Below are 19,530 nucleotides of genomic sequence, written 5' to 3'. Positions count from 1 at the left end.
CTATCTTGCGCCATGGATGTTTTTGGTAAAGCAATAGCAGATTTCTACACAACCGGCAAAGCCGATACCCTTTGGCTGCATAACTCTTACGATGTACCCGAAGAAATGCCCGTTGATATTTTTTTTAGAGGCGAAGAGGATATGCCTTTAATAGAGCATAAAGCGATTAGCTTGTGTTACGGCAAAACATTGGATGTTGGTGCAGGTGTTGGTAGCCATGCGCTATTTTTACAAGAACTTAATGTAGATGTTACGGCCATCGATATCTCTGCAGATGCGGTAAAAATAATGCGACAGCGTGGGGTAAAAAAAGTATTGGAAAAAGACATTTTCCTGCTTACCGAAAAATACGACACACTGCTATTTTTGATGAATGGCATTGGCTTAACTGGAACTTTACAAGGTTTTATCGATTTTCTTCACAAAGCAAAAAACCTGTTAAATGCAGAAGGGCAACTGCTGTTTGACAGCTCTGACATTTCCTATTTATACGAGGACATTGCCAAACCGCAAAACAATTATTTCGGAGAAATTAGTTATTGCTACGAATACCAACAACAAAAAGGGAGTTGGTTTAACTGGTTGTATTTAGATCAGGAAACTTTAATTAGAACAGCCAAAGAAAACGGCTGGCAATGCGAAATTATTCTCGACGACGGAGAAGACCAATATTTGGCAAGATTGATATTAGCTAATTAACAAACTTGCTAATCAGCTAATTCTCGAATCATTCCATTAACTTTTTTCTTCCCAAATGGTGGCAATGTTTACAATAGTTTGCACCGCTTTTTGCATGTCTTGCACCGAAACCCATTCTTGCTTGCCGTGAAAAGCATGTTCGCCGGCAAAAATATTAGGGCATGGCAAACCCATAAACGACAATCGAGAACCATCTGTGCCACCCCTAATGCTACGCTGTTTAGGTATTAAGCCGGCTCTTTTAATTGCCTCTACACCATATTCAATTACCTGCGGATGCTGATCTAAAACTTTTTTCATGTTTCGGTATTGTTCGGTAACCGCAAAATCATAGGTTATATTTGGATACGATTTCAAAATCTGCTGTACTACAGCTTCTAATTTCTCCTCGTGCGCTTTTAGGTTCTCGTCGTCAAAATCCCTTATAATAAAATGCGCTTCTGTTAATTCTGCAGTTCCAGTTATATTTACAGGATGTATAAACCCTTCTTTACCCTGCGTAGCTTCAGGCGTTAAACTATCTTTAGGCAAAGCCGATAAAATATCTGCCAACGCCTTAATGGCACTTTCCATTTTTCCTTTTGCAAAACCCGGGTGCGCACTTACGCCGCGTAAAGTAAGTTTAACACCATCTGCCGAGAAAGTTTCATCTTCGATAGAACCCAAAGTTTCGCCATCTACCGTATATGCAAAATCAGCACCCAGTTTTTTTAAATCCACTTTATCCACTCCTCTTCCTATCTCTTCGTCGGGCGTAAAAAGTATTTTAATATCGCCATGCATTATAGCTGGATTTTCAATTAAAAAAGCAACAGCTTCTACAATTTCAGCCAAGCCAGCCTTATTATCCGCTCCTAGCAGGGTTGTGCCACTAGCGGTAATAATATCATTGCCAATTTGGTCTTTTAAATCTTTATGCTCGGCTAGTTTTAATATAATTGTATTATCATCCGGCAGCACCAAATCCTGGCCTTGATAATTTGTATGGATAATTGGTTTAACAGCTGCACCACTACAATCTGGCGAAGTATCCATATGCGAGCAAAAACAAATCACCGGAACTTTTTTCGAACTATTTGATGGCAAGGTTGCGTAAACATAACCGAATTCATCTAAATGTGCGTCTTTAAGCCCAAGCCCTAAAAGCTCTTCGGCCAATACGCTTCCTAAATTTTTCTGCTTTAAGGTTGATGGTTGCGTTGCAGATTCTGGATCAGACTGTGTATCTATTTTAACGTATTTAAAAAATCGTTCTTGCAGATTGCCGTTAGCATTGTTATATTTATTCATCGCTTTCAAAATTAATACTAAATAAATACAAGAAAGATTATATTTTTGTATCCACCTATTAATTAACAGTCGATTTGAAAAAGATTGTGTTTTGTTTATCCCTGCTGTTCGTAGCAGTAGCCAGTTCTGCGCAAGTTAATTTTTATAAATTTTCTGCCGGACTTGGTTTAGGCCCAACCGTTTCTTACGCAGATGTAAAGGAAAATAGCCAAAGCTTTGCAGGCTATATCTCGGCCGATTATAACTTTACTCCTTTTGTAACTGCCGGATTAGAAATCCAAGGAGGCCAGATTAAAGGCGGTGATATTGTCAAAAATCCGCACAACAGACAGTTTAAAAACAACTACATGGCCGCTTCCATTAATGCTAAAATTGCATTAGGCGAGTTTGTCGACTATTCGCAAAGCGATGTATTGGATTTTTTTAAAGGAACTTATATTGGTGTCGGAATTGGTGCCATCAACAATAAAATGAATTACATTGTTAGGTACAAGCCTAACACACAAGCAGAATTTCCACCATTGGGTTATGAATTTCCAGGAAAAGACAAAAGTACAAATCTACTAGTACCGGTTAACTTAGGCTTTAACTTTTTCCTTTACGATACTTTTGGCGACATGCGCTACATCTTAAATTTAAACTACCAAGGCAACATTACCTTTGGTGAAGGTTTAGATGGTTACGATGATCCACTTGCTGTGTTTTCTAATAAGTCTCCTGACATGTATTCGCTTTTCTCCATAGGCGTAAAATACAATTTCGGCCCAGTTGGATTAACCAAAAAGCGCTTTTAGTACATAGAATAGTAACAATTGTAAAGCTTTTATAAAGCAAGCTTATATTCTGTGTTGCTGTAAAATAAAAAAACTATTTTAGAGCTTTATAAAATCAAACCTCATTTTATGAAGCATTATTTTTTGCTTTTTGCATTCGTATTTTCTTTGCCCGCTTTAGCACAACAAACACCGTTTGAAGCCAGTAATAAAAACGAAACAACTACTTACCAACAGGCCATTAGCTATTACCAAAACCTGAGCAAAAGTTATCCGAAGCAAGCTAAGTTATTAACTTATGGCAGCACCGATTTTGGCAAACCGCTTCACTTGCTTGTGCTTTCAAAAAATGGAATTTTCGATCCATCTGCATTGAAAAAAGCGGATAAACGCATATTTTTAATTAATAACGGTATACACCCCGGCGAACCAGAAGGAATTGATGCCAGCATGATGTTAGCCAGGGATTTATTAAAAGGCAACTTGCTACCCGAGAATGTGGTAATTTGTATTATCCCAATTTATAATATAGACGGTAGCCATAATCGTACCGCCACTTCTCGTGCCAACCAAAACGGCCCAGCTTTTTACGGTTTTAGAGGCAATAGCAAAAATTACGATTTAAACAGAGATTTTATTAAAAGCGATTCGAAAAATTCGCAGGCTTTTCAGCTTATTTTTAATACTTGGCAACCAGAGGTTTTTGTAGACACTCATACCAGCAACGGGGCCGACTACCAGTACACCATGACTTTAATCCCTTCGCAAAAGGATAAAATCAATCCAATTTTGGGAAGATATTTAACGCAAACAATGGTACCAGATTTATATAGTAAAATGAAGAGCAAAGGCTTTGAACTTATCCCCTATGTAAATTCGGTAAGCGAAATACCCGATAACGGAATTACGGGCTTCATCGAATCGCCAAGATATTCTACTGGTTATGCAGCTTTGCATAATTCCATCGGTTTTATGCCAGAAACACACATGTTGAAGCCCTTTGATAAACGTGTAGAATCTACCTATAAACTTCTGCAAACTTATATTGATGTAATCGTTCGCGATGCGAAAATAATAGGAGAAAACAAACGCAAAGCGGATGAACTTACAGCAAAACAAATCGAATTTCCGTTAGATTGGAAGTTGAACAGAGAAGTTGTAGACAGTATAGAATTTAAAGGTTTTGAAGCCAAGTATAAGGCAAGCGAAGTAAGTGGATTAGATCGTTTATACTACGACAGATCAAAGCCCTTTACCAAGAAAATAAAGTATTGGGATAAATTTGAACCATCGACAACCGTGTCTAAGCCTATTGCTTATGTTATTCCTAAAGCTTACGATAAGGTCATCGCCCTGCTTAAACTAAACAATGTTAAAGTGCAACAACTAACTGCAGACACAAAGTTAGCTGTAGAGATGTACTACATTGCCGATATGAAAACTGCTACCAGACCTTATGAAGGCCATTACCAGCACTCGGCTGTTAAACTAGACAAAGTTAACCAGGATATACATTTTTTTGCCGGAGATTACGTGGTTTACGTTAACCAGCCGAGTAACCGCTATATTGTAGAAACGTTGGAACCTCAAGCAATCGATTCATTTTTTAACTGGAATTTCTTTGATGCAGTTTTAGGGCAGAAAGAAGGCTACTCTAGTTATGTTTTTGAAGATACCGCTGCAGAATTATTGAAAAAAGATTCGACGCTAAGAGCTAAATTGGACGCCGAAAAAGCTAAAAACCCTGATGCGATGAAAACCGCAAGAGCGCAACTGGATTTCGTTTACAAAAACTCCGATTATTTCGAAAAAACCACTATGCGTTATCCCATTGCTCGTTTGCAACAGAACATTTCTTTAAATTTGAAATAATATGGAATACCTAAATAACACACCCGTAGCTTCAATTATATTTATTTTTACCTTGATAACGAGCATTTATGCGTTTAACGACAATCAGTTGTATGGTAAGTTTATGTTTCATCCCTATACGGTAAGCAGAGGAAAAAAAATCTATACGTTTATAACGAGCGGCCTCATACATGCCGATTGGATGCACCTGATTTTTAATATGTTTACGTTCTATTTTTTTGCGTTTAAATTAGAAACGATGATTGGAAGTTGGCAGTTTGGACTGTTGTATTTCTTAGGTCTTGTTTTGAGCGACATCCCAACTTTAGTAAAACACAAGGATAGCTTTTGGTACAATAGTTTAGGTGCTAGCGGTGCAATTAGCGCCGTTTTATTTAGCTATATTTTATTCGATCCTACTACATTACTTTTAGTAATGTTTATACCTATGCCTGCTGTTGTTTTTGCCATATTGTACTTAGTTTACTCGTGGTACATGGCTAAAAAAGGGAATGACAACATTGGCCATGATGCGCACTTTTTTGGCGCTTTAACAGGTTTGATTTTTACCGTAATTGCTGTTCCTGGTATTATTCCAAATTTCCTTCACCAAATTGCTGCAGCTTTAGGCTTGGGCAGGTAATAGTGCATCATCAAAATACGTAATTGGCGCTAAAGGATTTTTTATAATCTCGAACAAGGTGTGCCCCCAAGGTTTCCAGAAATTTTCTAATACCTGGCCGTAGGTTTTATTAGCCCAAACATCAAAAAGAGGCTTGTTTTGCATACCGCCAGTTAGAGGCATTGCATCGATATAAATTACACCATCAACCGGCATAATCGTATATTCTGGCAAGCGATTAAATAAATACGCAGAGTAATAAAAACGAGCCGAAATTTCTTCGAATTGTTGGGCACTTAGCGGTTTATTAGCTATTGCGGCTAAAATATCCTTATGGTATCTTTTGTTCATTCCGTTGTCTTGCAAGCAGGCAATAATCCCAAAATCCTTAAATTTTAACGAAAATGTTAAAGTGTTAATTTCATCGCGGAAGCTAAATGGTGTTTCTGCATCTTGCAACGGAAAAACGAGTATAGTCCAAGGCGTAAAATTTTCCAGAACTACCTCGCGATGGATGCTTTGTAACATGGTGTGCAGGTTACCAAATTTGTGCATCAAACCTTGCGACATGTTCATGCCATCGCCACTTAACTGTTGCAAACGTATAGCTCCTTGCATTTCTATATACAAAAAGCTGTACATCAATTTTCCAATCCAATTAAATAAATCTTGTTCTGGCAAAGCCGATACACCTCGGTAACCTTGGCCAAAAGCCATTGCAATTTTATCCTCTAGCGGAGAAACAAACTGATCATAAACCGGAATACTGCAAGGCACAACCAAACTTTTGTAAGTACGTATAGTTTCGTCTAATAATTGTATTTGCTCGTTTCCTGTTAAGTTAGCCATGCTCAATAACCAATCTGGCAGTACATTTACAGTTGCCAAGGGCGATGGAAAAGCCTCGCCAGTTAAAAAGCATTTATCGTTTTTAAAATCGAAATTTTTGAAGGGATTATAAACTGCAGTATTCATTGCTGCAATATTAGCTAATAAATTGATGGGGTAAATCAATAGGAAGTAAAAAGACCACTTCAATTTAAAATCTTTATCATTCCGAGTAAGCGAAGAATCTGCCTACATAAACTTAACAGATTCTCCGTTATCCTCAGATAAGACTTTAAATTATTAACCTTAAACCTTCCAACCTATCAGTCCGCAAAGAACTTTCGCTTTCGACCTTTCTAGTATCTACTGTAAAAACTATTAACCTGATCTACCAGTTGTGCATAAATTGGTTTAGTAAACTCTACAAATAAGGTTGCTGGTGGCGGAGGCAAGACCTCTCTACGTTTGGTCATTGCCAATTGTTGTCTATCTAAAGCCCTTTCATCGCCTTTAAAAGTTGCCCAGTTATCTTGCCAAACAAAAGTGCCTGGTAATTTTTGCTGGCGGATGATTTTATTGGTGCTTAAATCGCTAATAACCATACTTAACAAACCACATGATGATACTCTTTTATCAAAGATGCTCAAAGTGCCCCTAACTGTTCCGTAAACTTTTTCGCGATTTCTAGACTCGCCGATTACGACGCTGTCTTTTTTAACTTTTTCAATCCTCTCTTTAACATAGGTTTGTCCAACAATAAAATCATCAAAACTTAAACTTATAATTTGGTCGGCCACTATACGTTGTTTGCTTGCCTCTTGCTCGGTATAAAAAGCTACGAACCTGTTGCCACGATAATTAATCATAAACTCGTTAACCTGCTGCTGAAAAAATTGATTGCTCAGTTTATAATATTGACTATTTACAGCTACTTGTTGCACCACTACTTTTAAAACCGAAGCCCAATAAGCATCATCAAGCTTATTTTTTACATCCTTATAAGTTGGCTCCAGTTGTTGTGCTCTTTCAAAATTGTAATATGCTTTTTTGGCGCTAACACGATTATTTTCCTTCAACTGGTTAACACCCAAAGTGTAACGCACCTCGGCAGATTTGTATCTCGCTTCGGCCACTTCAGCTATAAATTTTGTAGGATTTGGAACCAACTTCAGCGCCACTGGCGAACTATTTATTTCATCACTCAACTGGTTTAATTGTTGGTATTCGTACATTACAGTTTCCCAACGCAGTACATCTGCCGACATTTTTGCTTCATCAATTTTTCTTAAATGCGATTTAAATGCCAAATCGTAAGCTTGTGGCAAAACTTTTAATGCCTCTTCATTCCTAGGCGAATTTTTTAACCTTTCAACCGCTTTAGATACAGCAGCATCGTAAGAGCCTTTTTGCAACGCATTTTTTCCGGTGGTACATCCAACAAATAGTATGGATAAATAAATAAAATACCGTAATCTTGAAATAGTTTCCATGACCTTGAGAGTTATGTTAGTTAAGCGAAGCGAATATAGCTAATAATCGCCTCCATTAACCGAACGTTTGTATCATTAAGACGATTAAAAATGAAGATTAGTTGCAAGGAGTTTGAATTAGAATTAAAACATCCATTTTCTATTGCTAAGTTTACCAGAACCAGCACGCCATTATTGCTTTTAAAATTAAATTACCAAGGTTTTGATGGCTATGGCGAAGCTAGTATGGTGCCGTACATGGGCGAAAGTTATGCTTCGGCAAGTGCCTTTTTAGCAAAAGTTGATTTTTCGAGATTTAAACACCCTTTCAATTTTGCCGAAATACACAAATATTTAGATAGTTTGGAAAGTGGAAATCCGGCAGTTAAAGCAGCAATAGATATAGCGCTCAACGATTTAAATGGTAAAATCCTAAATCAGCCTTGCTACAAAATATTTGGCAGCGATCCAGAAAAAATGCCCGTTACCTCTTACACCGTAGGCATTGATACACCAGCCGTAATTAGAGAGAAACTAAAAGATGCCGATGCTTTTAAAGTAATTAAGGTTAAGCTGGGCCGAGACAATGATAAAGAACTGATAAAAACCATTAGAAGTGTAACCGATTTACCGCTTTATGTAGATGCAAACCAAGGTTGGACGGATAGAAAACAAGCGATAGAAATGTGTTATTGGCTGCACGACCAAGGCGTACTCCTAATTGAGCAACCCATGGATAAAAATAATATTGATGGAAACGCTTGGTTGACAGGCCGTAGCCCCATCCCTATTATTGCAGATGAGGCTGTACAACGCATAGCGGATTTAGATAAACTACGTGGCGCTTATCATGGCATAAATATTAAATTGATGAAAAGTGCCGGAATGTACGAAGCGCATCAAATGATTTTAAAAGCCCGCAGTTTTGGAATGAAAATTCTAATCGGCTGTATGAGCGAAACTTCAATAGCTACCTTAGCTGGTATAGCATTAGCACCTCTTTGCGACTGGGCAGATTTAGATGGGCCTTGGCTTACCAAAAACAATCCGTTTAATGCGCCAGAAATGAAGGATGGCAAATATGTTTTAAATGATTTGCCAGGTTTGGGTTTGGCGGGACTTGAAAATGGGTTGTTTGGGTAAAAACCTAAAGCGATGAATCCGAAACTAGCTGACTAAAAAATTATCTGTTCCTAAAAGCTATGAAGGTTTACCGTTGGCTGTAATTAAACCGTTTTCAATTATATAAATACGGTCGCATATTTTTGCTGTATGCATTTTATGAGTAATTAAAATAATCGCCATTTCCTTTTTTAGTTGATTTAATAGCTGTAAAATAAATCGCTCTGTATTTCTATCCATTGCTGCAGTGGGTTCATCTAACAAAAGCACTTGTGGCTTGCGATACAATTCCCTTGCTACGGCAACCAGCTGCTTTTGTCCGCCTGAGAGATTTATGCCCTCTTCGCCAACTAATTTAAAATAACCCTGAGGCAAAGCTTCAAAATATTTATTAAATCCATTCGCAATGCAGAAATTTACAATAGCTAATACCTCGTCCTGAGCACTAGCAATAGCGATATTTTCAATTAGTGTTCCATTAACTAGTTTTATTTCTTGTGGTACGGTTGCTAAAATATTTCGCCAAGTTGGCGTGTAAACATTTTTCAATTAGACTAATGTCTTGTAGAATAGCTTTTCTTCCCCCAAAAAATAATCATTAAAAAGTGGCGCAATACTACTCCTGTTTAGTAAATTAAATCATTAAAAGGTTAAGTCAACTATATTTTTATCGAAAAACGCTATCAAATTAGATAAGGCATGTAGTAGAGTCACCAGAACTAACTTATTTACAGGGTTTTGATGCCTCAACGCTAGGTAATAATATGCAAAAATAAAACCGACTATAGTGAGTACTACAACATATATCAAGTTATACCAATGGGCCATACCGAACAATATCCCAGATATAAATACACAAATTATAGGCATAATTTTGAACCTGGTTAAGGTTTCAATAACAATGTATTGGAATATTATTGTTTCTAGAATTGGTGCGACAACTACAACTATTATAAACTCTTCTGCTAAACTATCAAAATCAATAGTAGTTGATGTCAAATCCGGATTTATGTAATTAGCTACAATTGTCGTAAGCAATTGAAAAAAAAAATAAATAGAAAAAAAAATCCAAAAATAAATTTGATTTTTTGCCTGTGGTATTTCTTTAATCTTCATATACTTAAGAGTTTTGGTAATAAGAATCAAAGAGTTAATTTGAAGTAGATTTATTTTTATTACAAAACTACGAATCAACTATCTCTTTTTTAAAATCCTCTCTAGAACTGAAATTAAAACGGACGACAATAAAATAAAGAGTATCTTCCATCCACTAATAACTTCTGTAAGGTACCCCCCATCCAAGTTTTTTTAGCCAAGCTGGCGCTTGTCCGCCATCAATTTCAATATCTCCCTAGTATCTAGTTCTCTGACACCGAAATTTTGAAAGATTAATGTTTTCATAGTCTTTAAAATTTATTTTCTCACCTACTCTTTTAAAGATTTTCGGTAAACTCTTGCTGTTGGCCTAACATTAAACCAAATATAGAGGCGGTTCTAACAATAATTTAACAAACTACCCTACATTTTTTGTAGGGTAAAAAATTTAGAAAAACGAATTTATTTACTGCGATAAATTATTTGCTTAATAGTTTGTAAAAATTGATAAGTTGATAAATTTTGCAATCATAAGTTAACTTCATTCGGAAAAAAACTGCTACACCAAAAACAAAATGCCAATTCAAACCAAAATAACGACGAAAAGAAGGAAAAAATCAAAAAATGTCGTTCTTTTTTTTGCAAAAAACATCCTTAGTCAATTTACCCTACACATTGATTCTAAACTTTTTGATATTTTAGCATTACCTATTTATGAAAAAATCAACTGGAAAAGTAATCAAAGCGTTTAGGAAACACTTGGGCTACACGCAAGAGTTTTTAGCAGACAAGCTAAATATTACCGTACCAACCTTGGCCAATATAGAAAACGGACGAGTAAATGCTGATATTGAAAAACTATATCTCGCAAGCCATTTATTCAAAATACCTATTAGAGATTTTTTAACACTAATAGTAGAAGTATATGAAAAAGGTAATGACGAAGGACTAGCTGGTGCTGTAAGACAGCTAAACACATTTAACAATTATAGAGATGAACTTTTTGAAAATTAGCGATTGCTCTACTTCTTGATATCTTTTCTAAAATCCTTTACCAACTGTATTTTAAAATACAAGAAAGTGGCAAAAGTGGCTACAAAGAAAAAAATAATCAATGGGCTATTGTTATTATAAGCCCATCCCATACCAAAAATAGAGAGGATAAGACCCACGTTGTAGAGCACGTTTACTAAAATTTTTTTACCCATTACTGTTATTTTGTTGGTTAGTTGGTTGGTTTTTTTAGCAAAAAAAAAGTTTTGAACGAGGAAATCCTCATTCAAAACTTAATCATTAAAAATTAATAAACAGGCATGTTCGGATCGTAAGCTTCTTGCCAAGCTAAAATACCGCCTTTAAGGTTGTATAAATTATCAAAACCATGCATTTGCTCTAATTGCATAATTGCTGCCGCACTTCTTTTACCGCTACGGCATTGTACAATTACAGGTTTGTCTGTAGCAATTTTATCGGTTTCAATTAAAATTCCACCCAAAGGGATGTTCAGGCCATCTAAGTTAGAAGTTTCGTACTCGAAAGTTTCTCTAACATCAATTAATTGAAAATCTTCTTTGTTATCTATTTTTTGCTTTAATTCTTGTACTGAAATCTCTTTCATATAAGTTTGATTTATGTTCCTACTAACAGTTTACGCTTCTTAAACCTCAAAACAACAAGCTGCAAAGCCTATAAGTTTCTACTAAAATTTGCGTATTTGGTTTTTTTTGTTCAAATGTACAAAAATCAATACTAAGCACAAGTCTTAGAAAAATCACAAATTCTAAAACTGAAAAACCTACAAAGATTTTAATTCAGTTATTTTGTAACAAAAGTTGTAACAACTTGCCACCGAGTGCGTTTAATACAATATCCCAAAATCATTTTATGAATGGCATTTCTCGTTTCTTTTGGTTTTGCTCTGGTGCGCATATTGCTACCTTAGAAAAACATCCGACAGAACATAACAAATATTTAGGCATTGGCGCCACCATATTTTTTACAGGTTTGTTTGCTGCTTTATCTGGTGGCTACGCCATGTTTTTTGTTTTTAAAGGCGGTGATTTTGCTTGGCTTTTCGCTTTATTTTTCGGCATAATTTGGGGGTTGGCCATTTTTAACATGGACAGGTACATTGTATCCAGCATTAACAAAAATGCCTCTAACAATAAACAATTTTGGCAGGCAACACCTCGTATTTTATTGGCAATAATGATTGGGATGGTAATATCACGCCCTTTAGAATTAAAAATATTCGACAAAGAAATTAAGGAACGTCTAAACGTAAGCTATTTAAATGGTCAACGTTCAAAAATAGATACCTTAAACAAAGCCTTCGATAAAAAATACACCATAGAAATTGGCAAACTAAATACTGCTAAAGCTGAGAGAGATTCTTTGGCTGCTGCTATTAAAGCCGACCGACAAAAATTAAATTTTGAGATTTTCGGCAACAAAACCAACGAAACATCTGGCGTAATGGGTTATGGCCCATACGCGAAACGAAAAGAGGCTGAGCTTAAACAACGCGAACAAAATTTGGATACGCTAACTAAAGACGTTAGAGCAATGGAAAAATTTGTTGACGGCAGAAAACAGTTTGATGGTTTGATGACCGAGAAGCTTTACACTACCAAGCAATTGGATAGTTTGAGCAACATTGCCGGTTTTGCCGATAGAAATTGGGCTTTAGGTCAGTTAAGCTACAACGTAGACGGTACTAGAGATAACAATACTGCAATTGCGGTTACATTTATAGGTTTGCTTTTTATCTTCTTTGAATGTTTGCCTGTTTTTGTAAAACTGATGAGCAGTCGGGGGCCATACGACCAAGCAGTTGACAACATTGAATTTGCGCAAGTGCATTTATCTAACAAGGACAGAGATTTTGAAGTTGAAGTTGCAGATGGTATTCACGAAACTCGTGTATCAACAGAAATAGAGAAGCGAAAGGAACAGATTAGAAATAAAGCTTACAGAGATTTAAACGCTGAATAGTTTTTAATTGTTTTGGCACGCCCACGTGTTTGTAGGAAGACCCGAGTAAACTAGACCCGACAAAATGAAAAGCCCACAGGCGAGGAACGAGACGAGGACTTTAAATGATGGCGGGACTTTCGTAACCGAAAACTGCTGTAATTGCTCTTCATAAAAATAAAACAGCGTGCAACTATTTTACAAATTCATCGTCATCTAAGTAATAATCTTTACACAATTTCGGTTTTTTAGCTAATAGCGCTAACTTAATGGCATATTTAATTTTATGAAGAAAATTTTACTCGCATGTGGGCTTCTAGCTAGCTCATTTGTTGTTAATGCGCAACAAGAAATTAGCTACGAAGTAAGCTTTCCAAACGCTGTGCACCACGAAGCACAAATAAGCATGACCATACCTAATGTGCCAACAGGTGCTCTAAAAGTACGTATGAGCCGTTCGTCTCCTGGAAGATACGCCACGCACGAATTTGGCAAAAATGTTTACAATTTGAAAGCAAGCGACCAAAATGGTAAAGCCCTAAACTTTAAGCTAACCGCAGGTGATGTTTACGAAATTACTAATCCTACAAAAACAGTAAAAGTAACCTACACCGTTTTTGGAAATTGGATAGATGGTACTTATGCCGGTTTTGACGAGACCCATGCACACATGAATATTCCGGCAACTTTTGCTTTCCCTATCGGGATGGATACAAGGCCAAGAACGGTTAAATTTAATTACGCCGACAAACAAAATTGGAAGGTAGCTACACAGCTTAAGTTAACCGGCAAAGACACTTATTATGCGCCAAACTTCCAATATTTTATGGATAGCCCAATTGAAATTGCAGCTTACAAAACCGCAAGTTGGGAAGTAAAAAATCCAGATGGAAAAATACAAACCATACACTTAGTTTCGCACAGCAACGATGAGCAAAGCACCATAGATAACTATGCGGAAATGCTTAAAAAGATGGTTACAGAACAAGTAGCTGTTTGGGGCGAGTTGCCAAACTTCGATTATGGCAATTATTATTTCTTGCATGATGTTTTGCCCGAATATGCTGGCGATGGTATGGAGCACAGAAACTCTACGGTAATTGTACAACGCACACCAAAAATTGCGGGTTACGAATCTAATTTATTAGGCACATTCTCTCACGAATTTTTCCACGCTTGGAATGTAGAACGATTGAGACCGAAAACATTAGAGCCATTTAATTTCGAACATTCAAATGTAAGCGACGGACTTTGGCTTGCCGAAGGTTTTACCCAATACTACGGCAACCTACTATTGGCTAGAGCAGGCTTTAGAACGTCAGAAAACGCTGTGCAAGGCTTTAATGGCATTGTAAATTCAGTTTTAAATTCGCCAGGGGCGATAAACTTCTCTCCTATTCAAGCTAGCCAATATGCAGTTTTTGCAGATGCAGGTGTTGCAATAGATCAACGAAACATGGGTAATATTTTTACTTCGTACTACACCTACGGTGCTGGCGTTGCCCTTGCTTTAGATTTACGTTTAAGAAGTGAATTTAAACTTACGCTGGATGATTATATGCGAGCATTATGGAAAGCGCATGGCAAACCAGAAATTGCCTACACAATGAGCGATTTGGAAAAAGTGCTAGCGCAACTAACAAAGAGTACAGCTTTTGCTGCAGATTTCTTTAAAAATTACGTTCATGGTAAAGCCAAAAACGATTATGCTAAATTATTGCTAAATGCAGGTTTGGTTTTAAGAAAAGCTAGTCCAAATAAAGCCTATACTGGTTTTGGCAGGGTTAATTTTGAAGGCGGAAAAGCAACCTTAGGACAAACCATACAAGGAACACCAGCTTACAATGCAGGTTTAGATGTAGACAATGTTTTAATAAGCCTTGATGGCGCAGAAATTAAAGACCAGGCCAGTTTAACAACATTTACCGACAATCATAAACCCGGCGATGTAGTTGAAGTAAAATACAGTTACAGAGGTTTGGAGAAAAAAACTAAACTAACGCTGGCAGAAGTGCCGACATTAGAACTGGTATCTATCGAAAAAACTGGCGGAACTTTAACACCCGCGATGCAAACCTTTAGAGATAATTGGTTAAACTCGCAAATTAAAAAATAAACCATCCCCTGTGGGATAAAAATAAACGATGATGAAAAAGACGATTTACACGTTAATGTTGCTTTTTGTAGCAAGCCTAACTCAAGCGCAAGACATTAATAAAATTATTACAAAAAAATATGTTGACCATTTAATAAAAACTTTGGCTAGCGACGAAATGCAAGGCAGAAGAACCTTTACGCCGGGCATTGATAAAGCAGCCACTTTTATAGAAAACGAGTTTAAGCAAATTGGTTTAAAACCGTTAGAGGGGCAAACAGGTTTCCGCCAAACTTTTTATAAATACCAAATAAAACCTGCGTCTACAGCAGTAACTATTGATGGGCAAGCTGTAGAAGCCGAGAAAACCTTTGTTTATGGCAACAGCAAAGAGCAATTATCGCTTACAAAGGCTACAAGTGATGGCTGGATCAAATTAGACCCAAACAAAGAATTTATTCCTCAGTTTAGAGAAATTACAAGAGCAGGTAAAAAACAATTGGTCCTAGTTGATGTGAAATTTGTTGATGTTTTTAATCGCATAAAAAACCAGATGGCAAACGGATCTATCGTAGACGAAGCCGATTTAGCTAATCCAAAAGGCACACCTATTGTTTTGGTACTGGATAAAGACACCGTAATAAACGACTTTACCGTAGAAGTGAAAAACACGGTAACGAAAATGCCTTTATTTAACGTTGCGGGCATCATTCCTGGTAAATCGAAAGCGAAAGAATTGGTTGTATTTTCTGGGCATTACGATCATATGGGCATTACAAAACCGAAAGAACTTGGTGCTGATAGCATTATGAACGGTGCTGATGACGATGCTTCTGGAACATCGGCAATGATTGCTTTGGCTAAATACTACAAAAAGGCCAAAAACAATGAGCGTACTTTGATCTTTGTAGCCTTTACAGGTGAAGAAATGGGCATGTTCGGTTCACGTTATTTCTCGCAACAATTAAATCCTGATGAAGTTACGGCTATGTTCAACATAGAAATGATTGGTAAAGACAGTAAATTTGGCAAGAATACTGCGTTTATTACTGGGTACGAGAAATCAGATCTGGGCAAAATTTTACAGAAAAACTTAGCAGGAACAGAATTTACCTTCCATCCAGACCCTTATGTAGCGCAAAGCTTGTTCTACAGAAGTGATAACGCCACTTTAGCAGCTTTGGGCGTTCCGGCACACACCATCAGTACCGATCAAATTGATGTTGATCCGCACTACCACCAAGTTACAGACGAATATAAAACTTTAGACGTGGAAAACATTTTAGCAACCATTAAAGCAATAGCTAAAAGTGCAGTTAGCATTGTAAAAGGAATCGATACACCTACGCGTATCCCTAAGTTAGGAAGCAGATAATAATCCCTAAATAAACATAAATGAAATTTAATTTTTTTAAAAAAATGTTGCTGGTAACGGCAACATTTTCTATTTCTATTGCAAAGGCGCAAACAGAAACATTGCTTCTGCGCCAACCAACAGTTAGTAATAATAACATCGCCTTTGTATATGGTGGCGATATTTGGGTAGCTAACCGCGACGGTAGCAACCCGCGAAGATTAACGGTAAACCCGGCAGTGGAGCAATCTCCTATATTTTCTCCAAACGGAAAAATGATAGCCTTTACAGGTAACTACGATGGCAATAATGATGTTTATGTTATTCCGGTTGAAGGTGGCGCACCTAAAAGAATTACCTATCATCCAAGTGGCGATTTGGTTAAAGGCTGGTTAAACGATAACGAGCTTTATTTTACGGCAACACGCGACTATAATTATGCTTTGAGTCCGAGAATGCACCGTATAAAATTAGACGGAACCGATGAAAAAGCATTACCAATGCCCGAAGCTACGCAAGGTTCTCCTTCGGCAGATCAACGTTATTGGGCTTATATAAAAAACACAGATCCAACCGACCGCTCTAACGTAGCATTTAAACGATATAGGGGCGGTGGCATGCCTCAAATCTGGATTTTCGATACACAAACCAAGAATACAGAAATTATTACCACAGGCAGCGCTAACAACGTAAAACCGCAATGGGTTGGCAATAAGGTTTATTTCCTATCGGATAGAGAGTTAACTTTAAACCTTTTTAGTTACGACACCAAGAGCAAAAAGATTGAAAAAGTAACTAACTATAAAGATTACGATATTAAATCTTTAACTGGTAGCAACGGTACTTTGGCATTTGAGCAGGCTGGCAAAATACACTTGCTAGATGTGGCTACGAACAAGATAACTACTTTAAAAATTAGCGTACAGGCAGATGCGCCGTACAAACGTAACCACTATGTTGATTTAGCAAACAGCATAAGAAACTATGATATTTCTCCAAAAGGCGTTAGAGCCTTATTTGAAAGCCGTGGCGAAATTTTCTCTGTTCCTAAAGAAAAAGGTGATGCTAGAAATATCTCAAACTCACCGGGCAGTTTTGAGAAATATCCGGGCTGGTCGCCAGATGGTAAATATATTTCTTACCTATCGGATAAAAACGGAAAATACCAATTGGTTTTGCAAAATCAGGTTAGCAAAACAACAGAGTATCTTAACTTAGGCGATTCTCACTTTTACTTCCAACCTGTTTGGTCGCCAGATAGCAAAAAACTGTTTTATGGCGATAGCCACTTAAACCTGTACTATATCGACATTAACGACAAAAAACCTATTTTGGTTAAGCAAGATAATTTAGGTTCGCACACCAATAGAACCTACAATGTGCTGCAACCTACATGGTCGCCAGATTCTAAATGGATATCTTACGTTGCAACATTACCAAACTCGGTTAGCGCAATTTACCTGTATAACATCGATAAAAAATCGCATACGCAAATTACCGATGGAATGAGCGGTGCGGCTAATCCTTCTTTTAGTAGAGACGGCAAATACTTGTTCTTTTTGGCAAGTACCGACATTGCGTTAGCGGGTAGTGGCTTACACATGTCTGCGTACCAACGTCCGGTTAATTACTCGGCTTATGCGTTAATCTTATCTAAAAAAACTCCGTCTTTATACAAAACAGAAAGCGATGAAGAAACCGTAAAGCCCGATGCGCCAGCTCCAAAAAAAGAAGAGCCTAAAAAAGACGACAATAAGAAAAAAGACGATAAGAAAACAGATAAACCAGCAGAAACAAAACCTGCAGAGACTGTAAAACCTACAGAGATAGATCTTGATGATTTAAATAATAGGATTATCGCTTTGCCAATACCGGCTGGCTCATACAATTTAGATGGAAGCGTTGAAGGACAGGTATTATATACCCGAAACGGCGAACTGAGTGCTTTAAACTTGGCTAAAATGGAAAGCACCAGTTTAGTGCCGGGAGCATATGGTTTTAGTGTAAGTGGCGATGGGAAAACGATGATATACAGCGCCAGAGGAAGCTATTTTATGGTTCCCGCTGGACAGAAACCAGCTACTTCAGAAACGGGAAAAATTAAGTTAGATGGAATTAAAGTATTGGTTGACCCAACTGCAGAATGGAACCAAATGTTTAATGAGGTGTGGCAAATGGAAAAGGAATACTTCTACGTAGAAAATATGCATGGTGCAAATTGGGCCGCAGTTAAAGCTAAGTACGAGAAATTCCTTCCTTATGTAAACCACCGTGCTGATTTGACTTATCTGTTTAATGAAATGATGGGTGAAATGGTAGTTGGGCACAATTATATCAATCCGGGCGATGAACCTTCTGCTACTTCAATTAGCGTAGGGATGCTTGGCGCAGATTATGAAATTGTAAATGGTTTCTATAAAATAAGCAAAATTTTTAACCGCTTAGACTGGAACCCGAGCTTTAAAGCGCCACTTGCAGAGCCAGGTTTAAATATTAAAGAAGGCGATTATATTGTGTCCATTGATGGAAAACCATTAGACGAAAAAACATCTATTTACAGTTTATTCGATTATAAGGCTGGTAAACAAGTTGCTATTAAAGTTAATAGTAAACCAAGTTTAGATGGTGCTAGGGAAGTTGTAGTTCTGCCTATTTCATTCGCTTCTGAAATGGAATTGAGAAAGATGGATTGGGTAGAGAATAACCGCAAACGTGTAGATAAATTAAGTGAGGGAAAAATTGCGTACGTGTACATGCCAAACACCGGGCAAGAAGGTTTTACCTATTTTAATCGTTATTACTTCTCGCAAATGGATAAAAAAGCTTTGCTAATGGACGAAAGAAATAATGGTGGTGGTTCGGTAGCCGATTATATCATCGATCTTTTAAGCAGAGATTTAGTGAGCTACTGGGCTATTAGAGACGGAAAAAGTTTTACCACCCCAGGTAATGGTATTTTTGGGCCAAAGGCGATGTTAATTAACGAAAATGCTGGCTCTGGTGGCGATATGATGCCATACATGTTCAAAGAAAAAGGACTTGGGAAGCTGGTTGGCCGCACAACAATGGGCATATTGGTAGGTATTAGCGGTTATCCATCTTTAATTGATGGTGGCAGCATCACCTCTCCAAACTTTGGCATCTACGATACAAAAGGCAATTGGATTATAGAAAACGAAGGTGTTGCCCCAGATATTTTTATAGAGCAAACACCTAAAGATTTGTTGGAAGGCAGAGACCCTCAATTAGAGCGCACAGTTAAACTGCTACAAGAGGAGATGAAAACCTACAAATATCCTAGTGTAAATCGGCCAAAAGACCCAATTAGAGGACAATAATTTAGTTAGCCGTTGTCAGTT

General features: G+C 37.3%; 17 protein-coding genes. 10 read left to right on the top strand and 7 right to left on the bottom strand.

Annotated features, from left to right (window positions below; translation table 11 throughout):
* Positions 1 to 12: 12 nt before the first annotated feature.
* Entirely contained in the window at positions 13 to 699 is a 687-nt protein-coding gene (locus DUT69_RS02315; RefSeq protein WP_113651518.1) for a class I SAM-dependent methyltransferase, read from the top strand.
* A gap of 36 nt (positions 700 to 735) precedes the next feature.
* Here the strand turns inward: DUT69_RS02315 and pepT are convergent, their stop codons facing one another.
* A complete protein-coding gene (pepT, locus tag DUT69_RS02310) occupies positions 736 to 1,989 on the bottom strand; it encodes a peptidase T (RefSeq protein WP_113651517.1) in 1,254 nt (417 codons plus the stop codon).
* 74 nt (positions 1,990 to 2,063) lie between these two features.
* Between pepT and DUT69_RS02305 the strand changes: the two genes are divergently transcribed.
* The 3 genes from DUT69_RS02305 (at position 2,064) to DUT69_RS02295 (ending at position 5,256) form a co-directional block, all read left to right on the top strand.
* Positions 2,064 to 2,783 carry an outer membrane beta-barrel protein gene (locus DUT69_RS02305; RefSeq protein ID WP_113651516.1) on the top strand — a complete coding sequence of 240 codons (720 nt, stop codon included), beginning with the start codon at positions 2,064 to 2,066 and terminating at the stop codon, positions 2,781 to 2,783.
* A gap of 108 nt (positions 2,784 to 2,891) precedes the next feature.
* Positions 2,892 to 4,634 (top strand): M14 family metallopeptidase, encoded by a 1,743-nt coding sequence (locus tag DUT69_RS02300; RefSeq protein WP_113651515.1) that lies wholly within the window; start codon positions 2,892 to 2,894, stop codon positions 4,632 to 4,634.
* A 1-nt stretch (position 4,635) separates the two neighbouring features.
* On the top strand, positions 4,636 to 5,256 hold the full coding sequence (locus DUT69_RS02295; RefSeq protein ID WP_113651514.1) for a rhomboid family intramembrane serine protease: 621 nt from the start codon (positions 4,636 to 4,638) through the stop codon (positions 5,254 to 5,256).
* Here the strand turns inward: DUT69_RS02295 and DUT69_RS02290 are convergent.
* Positions 5,239 to 6,210, bottom strand: coding sequence for a hypothetical protein (locus DUT69_RS02290; RefSeq protein WP_113651513.1), 972 nt, complete (start codon positions 6,208 to 6,210; stop codon positions 5,239 to 5,241). The two genes, DUT69_RS02295 and DUT69_RS02290, sit on opposite strands and share 18 nt — an antisense overlap.
* Before the next feature lie 209 nt (positions 6,211 to 6,419).
* A complete protein-coding gene (locus tag DUT69_RS02285; protein ID WP_113651512.1) occupies positions 6,420 to 7,553 on the bottom strand; it encodes a hypothetical protein in 1,134 nt (377 codons plus the stop codon).
* A 90-nt stretch (positions 7,554 to 7,643) separates the two neighbouring features.
* Between DUT69_RS02285 and DUT69_RS02280 the strand changes: the two genes are divergently transcribed.
* Positions 7,644 to 8,675 carry a dipeptide epimerase gene (locus DUT69_RS02280; RefSeq protein WP_113651511.1) on the top strand — a complete coding sequence of 344 codons (1,032 nt, stop codon included), beginning with the start codon at positions 7,644 to 7,646 and terminating at the stop codon, positions 8,673 to 8,675.
* Between the two features lie 57 nt (positions 8,676 to 8,732).
* Here DUT69_RS02280 and DUT69_RS02275 read toward each other — a convergent pair whose 3' ends face one another.
* Both DUT69_RS02275 and DUT69_RS02270 read right to left on the bottom strand, forming a co-directional pair.
* Positions 8,733 to 9,203 carry an ATP-binding cassette domain-containing protein gene (locus DUT69_RS02275; protein ID WP_113651510.1) on the bottom strand — a complete coding sequence of 157 codons (471 nt, stop codon included), beginning with the start codon at positions 9,201 to 9,203 and terminating at the stop codon, positions 8,733 to 8,735.
* Positions 9,204 to 9,296: 93 nt separating this feature from the next.
* Positions 9,297 to 9,770, bottom strand: a complete 474-nt coding sequence (locus DUT69_RS02270; RefSeq protein WP_113651509.1) for a CPBP family intramembrane glutamic endopeptidase — start codon at positions 9,768 to 9,770, stop codon at positions 9,297 to 9,299.
* Between the two features lie 693 nt (positions 9,771 to 10,463).
* Between DUT69_RS02270 and DUT69_RS02265 the strand changes: the two genes are divergently transcribed.
* Positions 10,464 to 10,763 (top strand): helix-turn-helix transcriptional regulator, encoded by a 300-nt coding sequence (locus DUT69_RS02265; protein ID WP_113651508.1) that lies wholly within the window; start codon positions 10,464 to 10,466, stop codon positions 10,761 to 10,763.
* Positions 10,764 to 10,771: 8 nt separating this feature from the next.
* Here the strand turns inward: DUT69_RS02265 and DUT69_RS02260 are convergent, their stop codons facing one another.
* Positions 10,772 to 10,957: a DUF6358 family protein gene (locus DUT69_RS02260; protein ID WP_113652448.1), complete on the bottom strand. Its 186-nt coding sequence runs from the start codon at positions 10,955 to 10,957 to the stop codon at positions 10,772 to 10,774.
* A gap of 92 nt (positions 10,958 to 11,049) precedes the next feature.
* On the bottom strand, positions 11,050 to 11,367 hold the full coding sequence (locus DUT69_RS02255) for a rhodanese-like domain-containing protein (protein WP_113651507.1): 318 nt from the start codon (positions 11,365 to 11,367) through the stop codon (positions 11,050 to 11,052).
* A 266-nt stretch (positions 11,368 to 11,633) separates the two neighbouring features.
* Between DUT69_RS02255 and DUT69_RS02250 the strand changes: the two genes are divergently transcribed.
* From DUT69_RS02250 to DUT69_RS02235, 4 genes are all read left to right on the top strand, one after another.
* Positions 11,634 to 12,743: a DUF4407 domain-containing protein gene (locus tag DUT69_RS02250; RefSeq protein ID WP_113651506.1), complete on the top strand. Its 1,110-nt coding sequence runs from the start codon at positions 11,634 to 11,636 to the stop codon at positions 12,741 to 12,743.
* 265 nt (positions 12,744 to 13,008) lie between these two features.
* A complete protein-coding gene (locus tag DUT69_RS02245; RefSeq protein WP_113651505.1) occupies positions 13,009 to 14,838 on the top strand; it encodes a M61 family metallopeptidase in 1,830 nt (609 codons plus the stop codon).
* A gap of 31 nt (positions 14,839 to 14,869) precedes the next feature.
* Positions 14,870 to 16,192, top strand: coding sequence for a M20/M25/M40 family metallo-hydrolase (locus tag DUT69_RS02240; RefSeq protein ID WP_113652447.1), 1,323 nt, complete (start codon positions 14,870 to 14,872; stop codon positions 16,190 to 16,192).
* 20 nt (positions 16,193 to 16,212) lie between these two features.
* Positions 16,213 to 19,509: a S41 family peptidase gene (locus tag DUT69_RS02235; protein WP_113651504.1), complete on the top strand. Its 3,297-nt coding sequence runs from the start codon at positions 16,213 to 16,215 to the stop codon at positions 19,507 to 19,509.
* The last annotated feature ends 21 nt before the right edge of the window (positions 19,510 to 19,530 follow it).

Source organism: Pedobacter namyangjuensis (genome assembly GCF_003313325.1).
GTDB classification, from domain to species: domain Bacteria; phylum Bacteroidota; class Bacteroidia; order Sphingobacteriales; family Sphingobacteriaceae; genus Pedobacter; species Pedobacter namyangjuensis.
This window is presented reverse-complemented; position numbering and strand designations above follow the sequence as displayed.

Excerpts from the sequence above, each read along its gene's own strand:
- DUT69_RS02280 (WP_113651511.1), top strand. The coding sequence starts at position 7,644 with ATGAAGATTAGTTGCAAGGAGTTTGAATTAGAATTAAAACATCCATTT.
- DUT69_RS02285 (WP_113651512.1), bottom strand. The coding sequence starts at position 7,553 with ATGGAAACTATTTCAAGATTACGGTATTTTATTTATTTATCCATACTA.
- DUT69_RS02295 (WP_113651514.1), top strand. The coding sequence starts at position 4,636 with ATGGAATACCTAAATAACACACCCGTAGCTTCAATTATATTTATTTTT.
- DUT69_RS02315 (WP_113651518.1), top strand. The coding sequence starts at position 13 with ATGGATGTTTTTGGTAAAGCAATAGCAGATTTCTACACAACCGGCAAA.
- DUT69_RS02290 (WP_113651513.1), bottom strand. The coding sequence starts at position 6,210 with ATGAATACTGCAGTTTATAATCCCTTCAAAAATTTCGATTTTAAAAAC.
- DUT69_RS02265 (WP_113651508.1), top strand. The coding sequence starts at position 10,464 with ATGAAAAAATCAACTGGAAAAGTAATCAAAGCGTTTAGGAAACACTTG.
- DUT69_RS02270 (WP_113651509.1), bottom strand. The coding sequence starts at position 9,770 with ATGAAGATTAAAGAAATACCACAGGCAAAAAATCAAATTTATTTTTGG.
- DUT69_RS02255 (WP_113651507.1), bottom strand. The coding sequence starts at position 11,367 with ATGAAAGAGATTTCAGTACAAGAATTAAAGCAAAAAATAGATAACAAA.
- DUT69_RS02235 (WP_113651504.1), top strand. The coding sequence starts at position 16,213 with ATGAAATTTAATTTTTTTAAAAAAATGTTGCTGGTAACGGCAACATTT.
- DUT69_RS02300 (WP_113651515.1), top strand. The coding sequence starts at position 2,892 with ATGAAGCATTATTTTTTGCTTTTTGCATTCGTATTTTCTTTGCCCGCT.
- pepT (WP_113651517.1), bottom strand. The coding sequence starts at position 1,989 with ATGAATAAATATAACAATGCTAACGGCAATCTGCAAGAACGATTTTTT.
- DUT69_RS02240 (WP_113652447.1), top strand. The coding sequence starts at position 14,870 with ATGAAAAAGACGATTTACACGTTAATGTTGCTTTTTGTAGCAAGCCTA.
- DUT69_RS02245 (WP_113651505.1), top strand. The coding sequence starts at position 13,009 with ATGAAGAAAATTTTACTCGCATGTGGGCTTCTAGCTAGCTCATTTGTT.
- DUT69_RS02260 (WP_113652448.1), bottom strand. The coding sequence starts at position 10,957 with ATGGGTAAAAAAATTTTAGTAAACGTGCTCTACAACGTGGGTCTTATC.
- DUT69_RS02250 (WP_113651506.1), top strand. The coding sequence starts at position 11,634 with ATGAATGGCATTTCTCGTTTCTTTTGGTTTTGCTCTGGTGCGCATATT.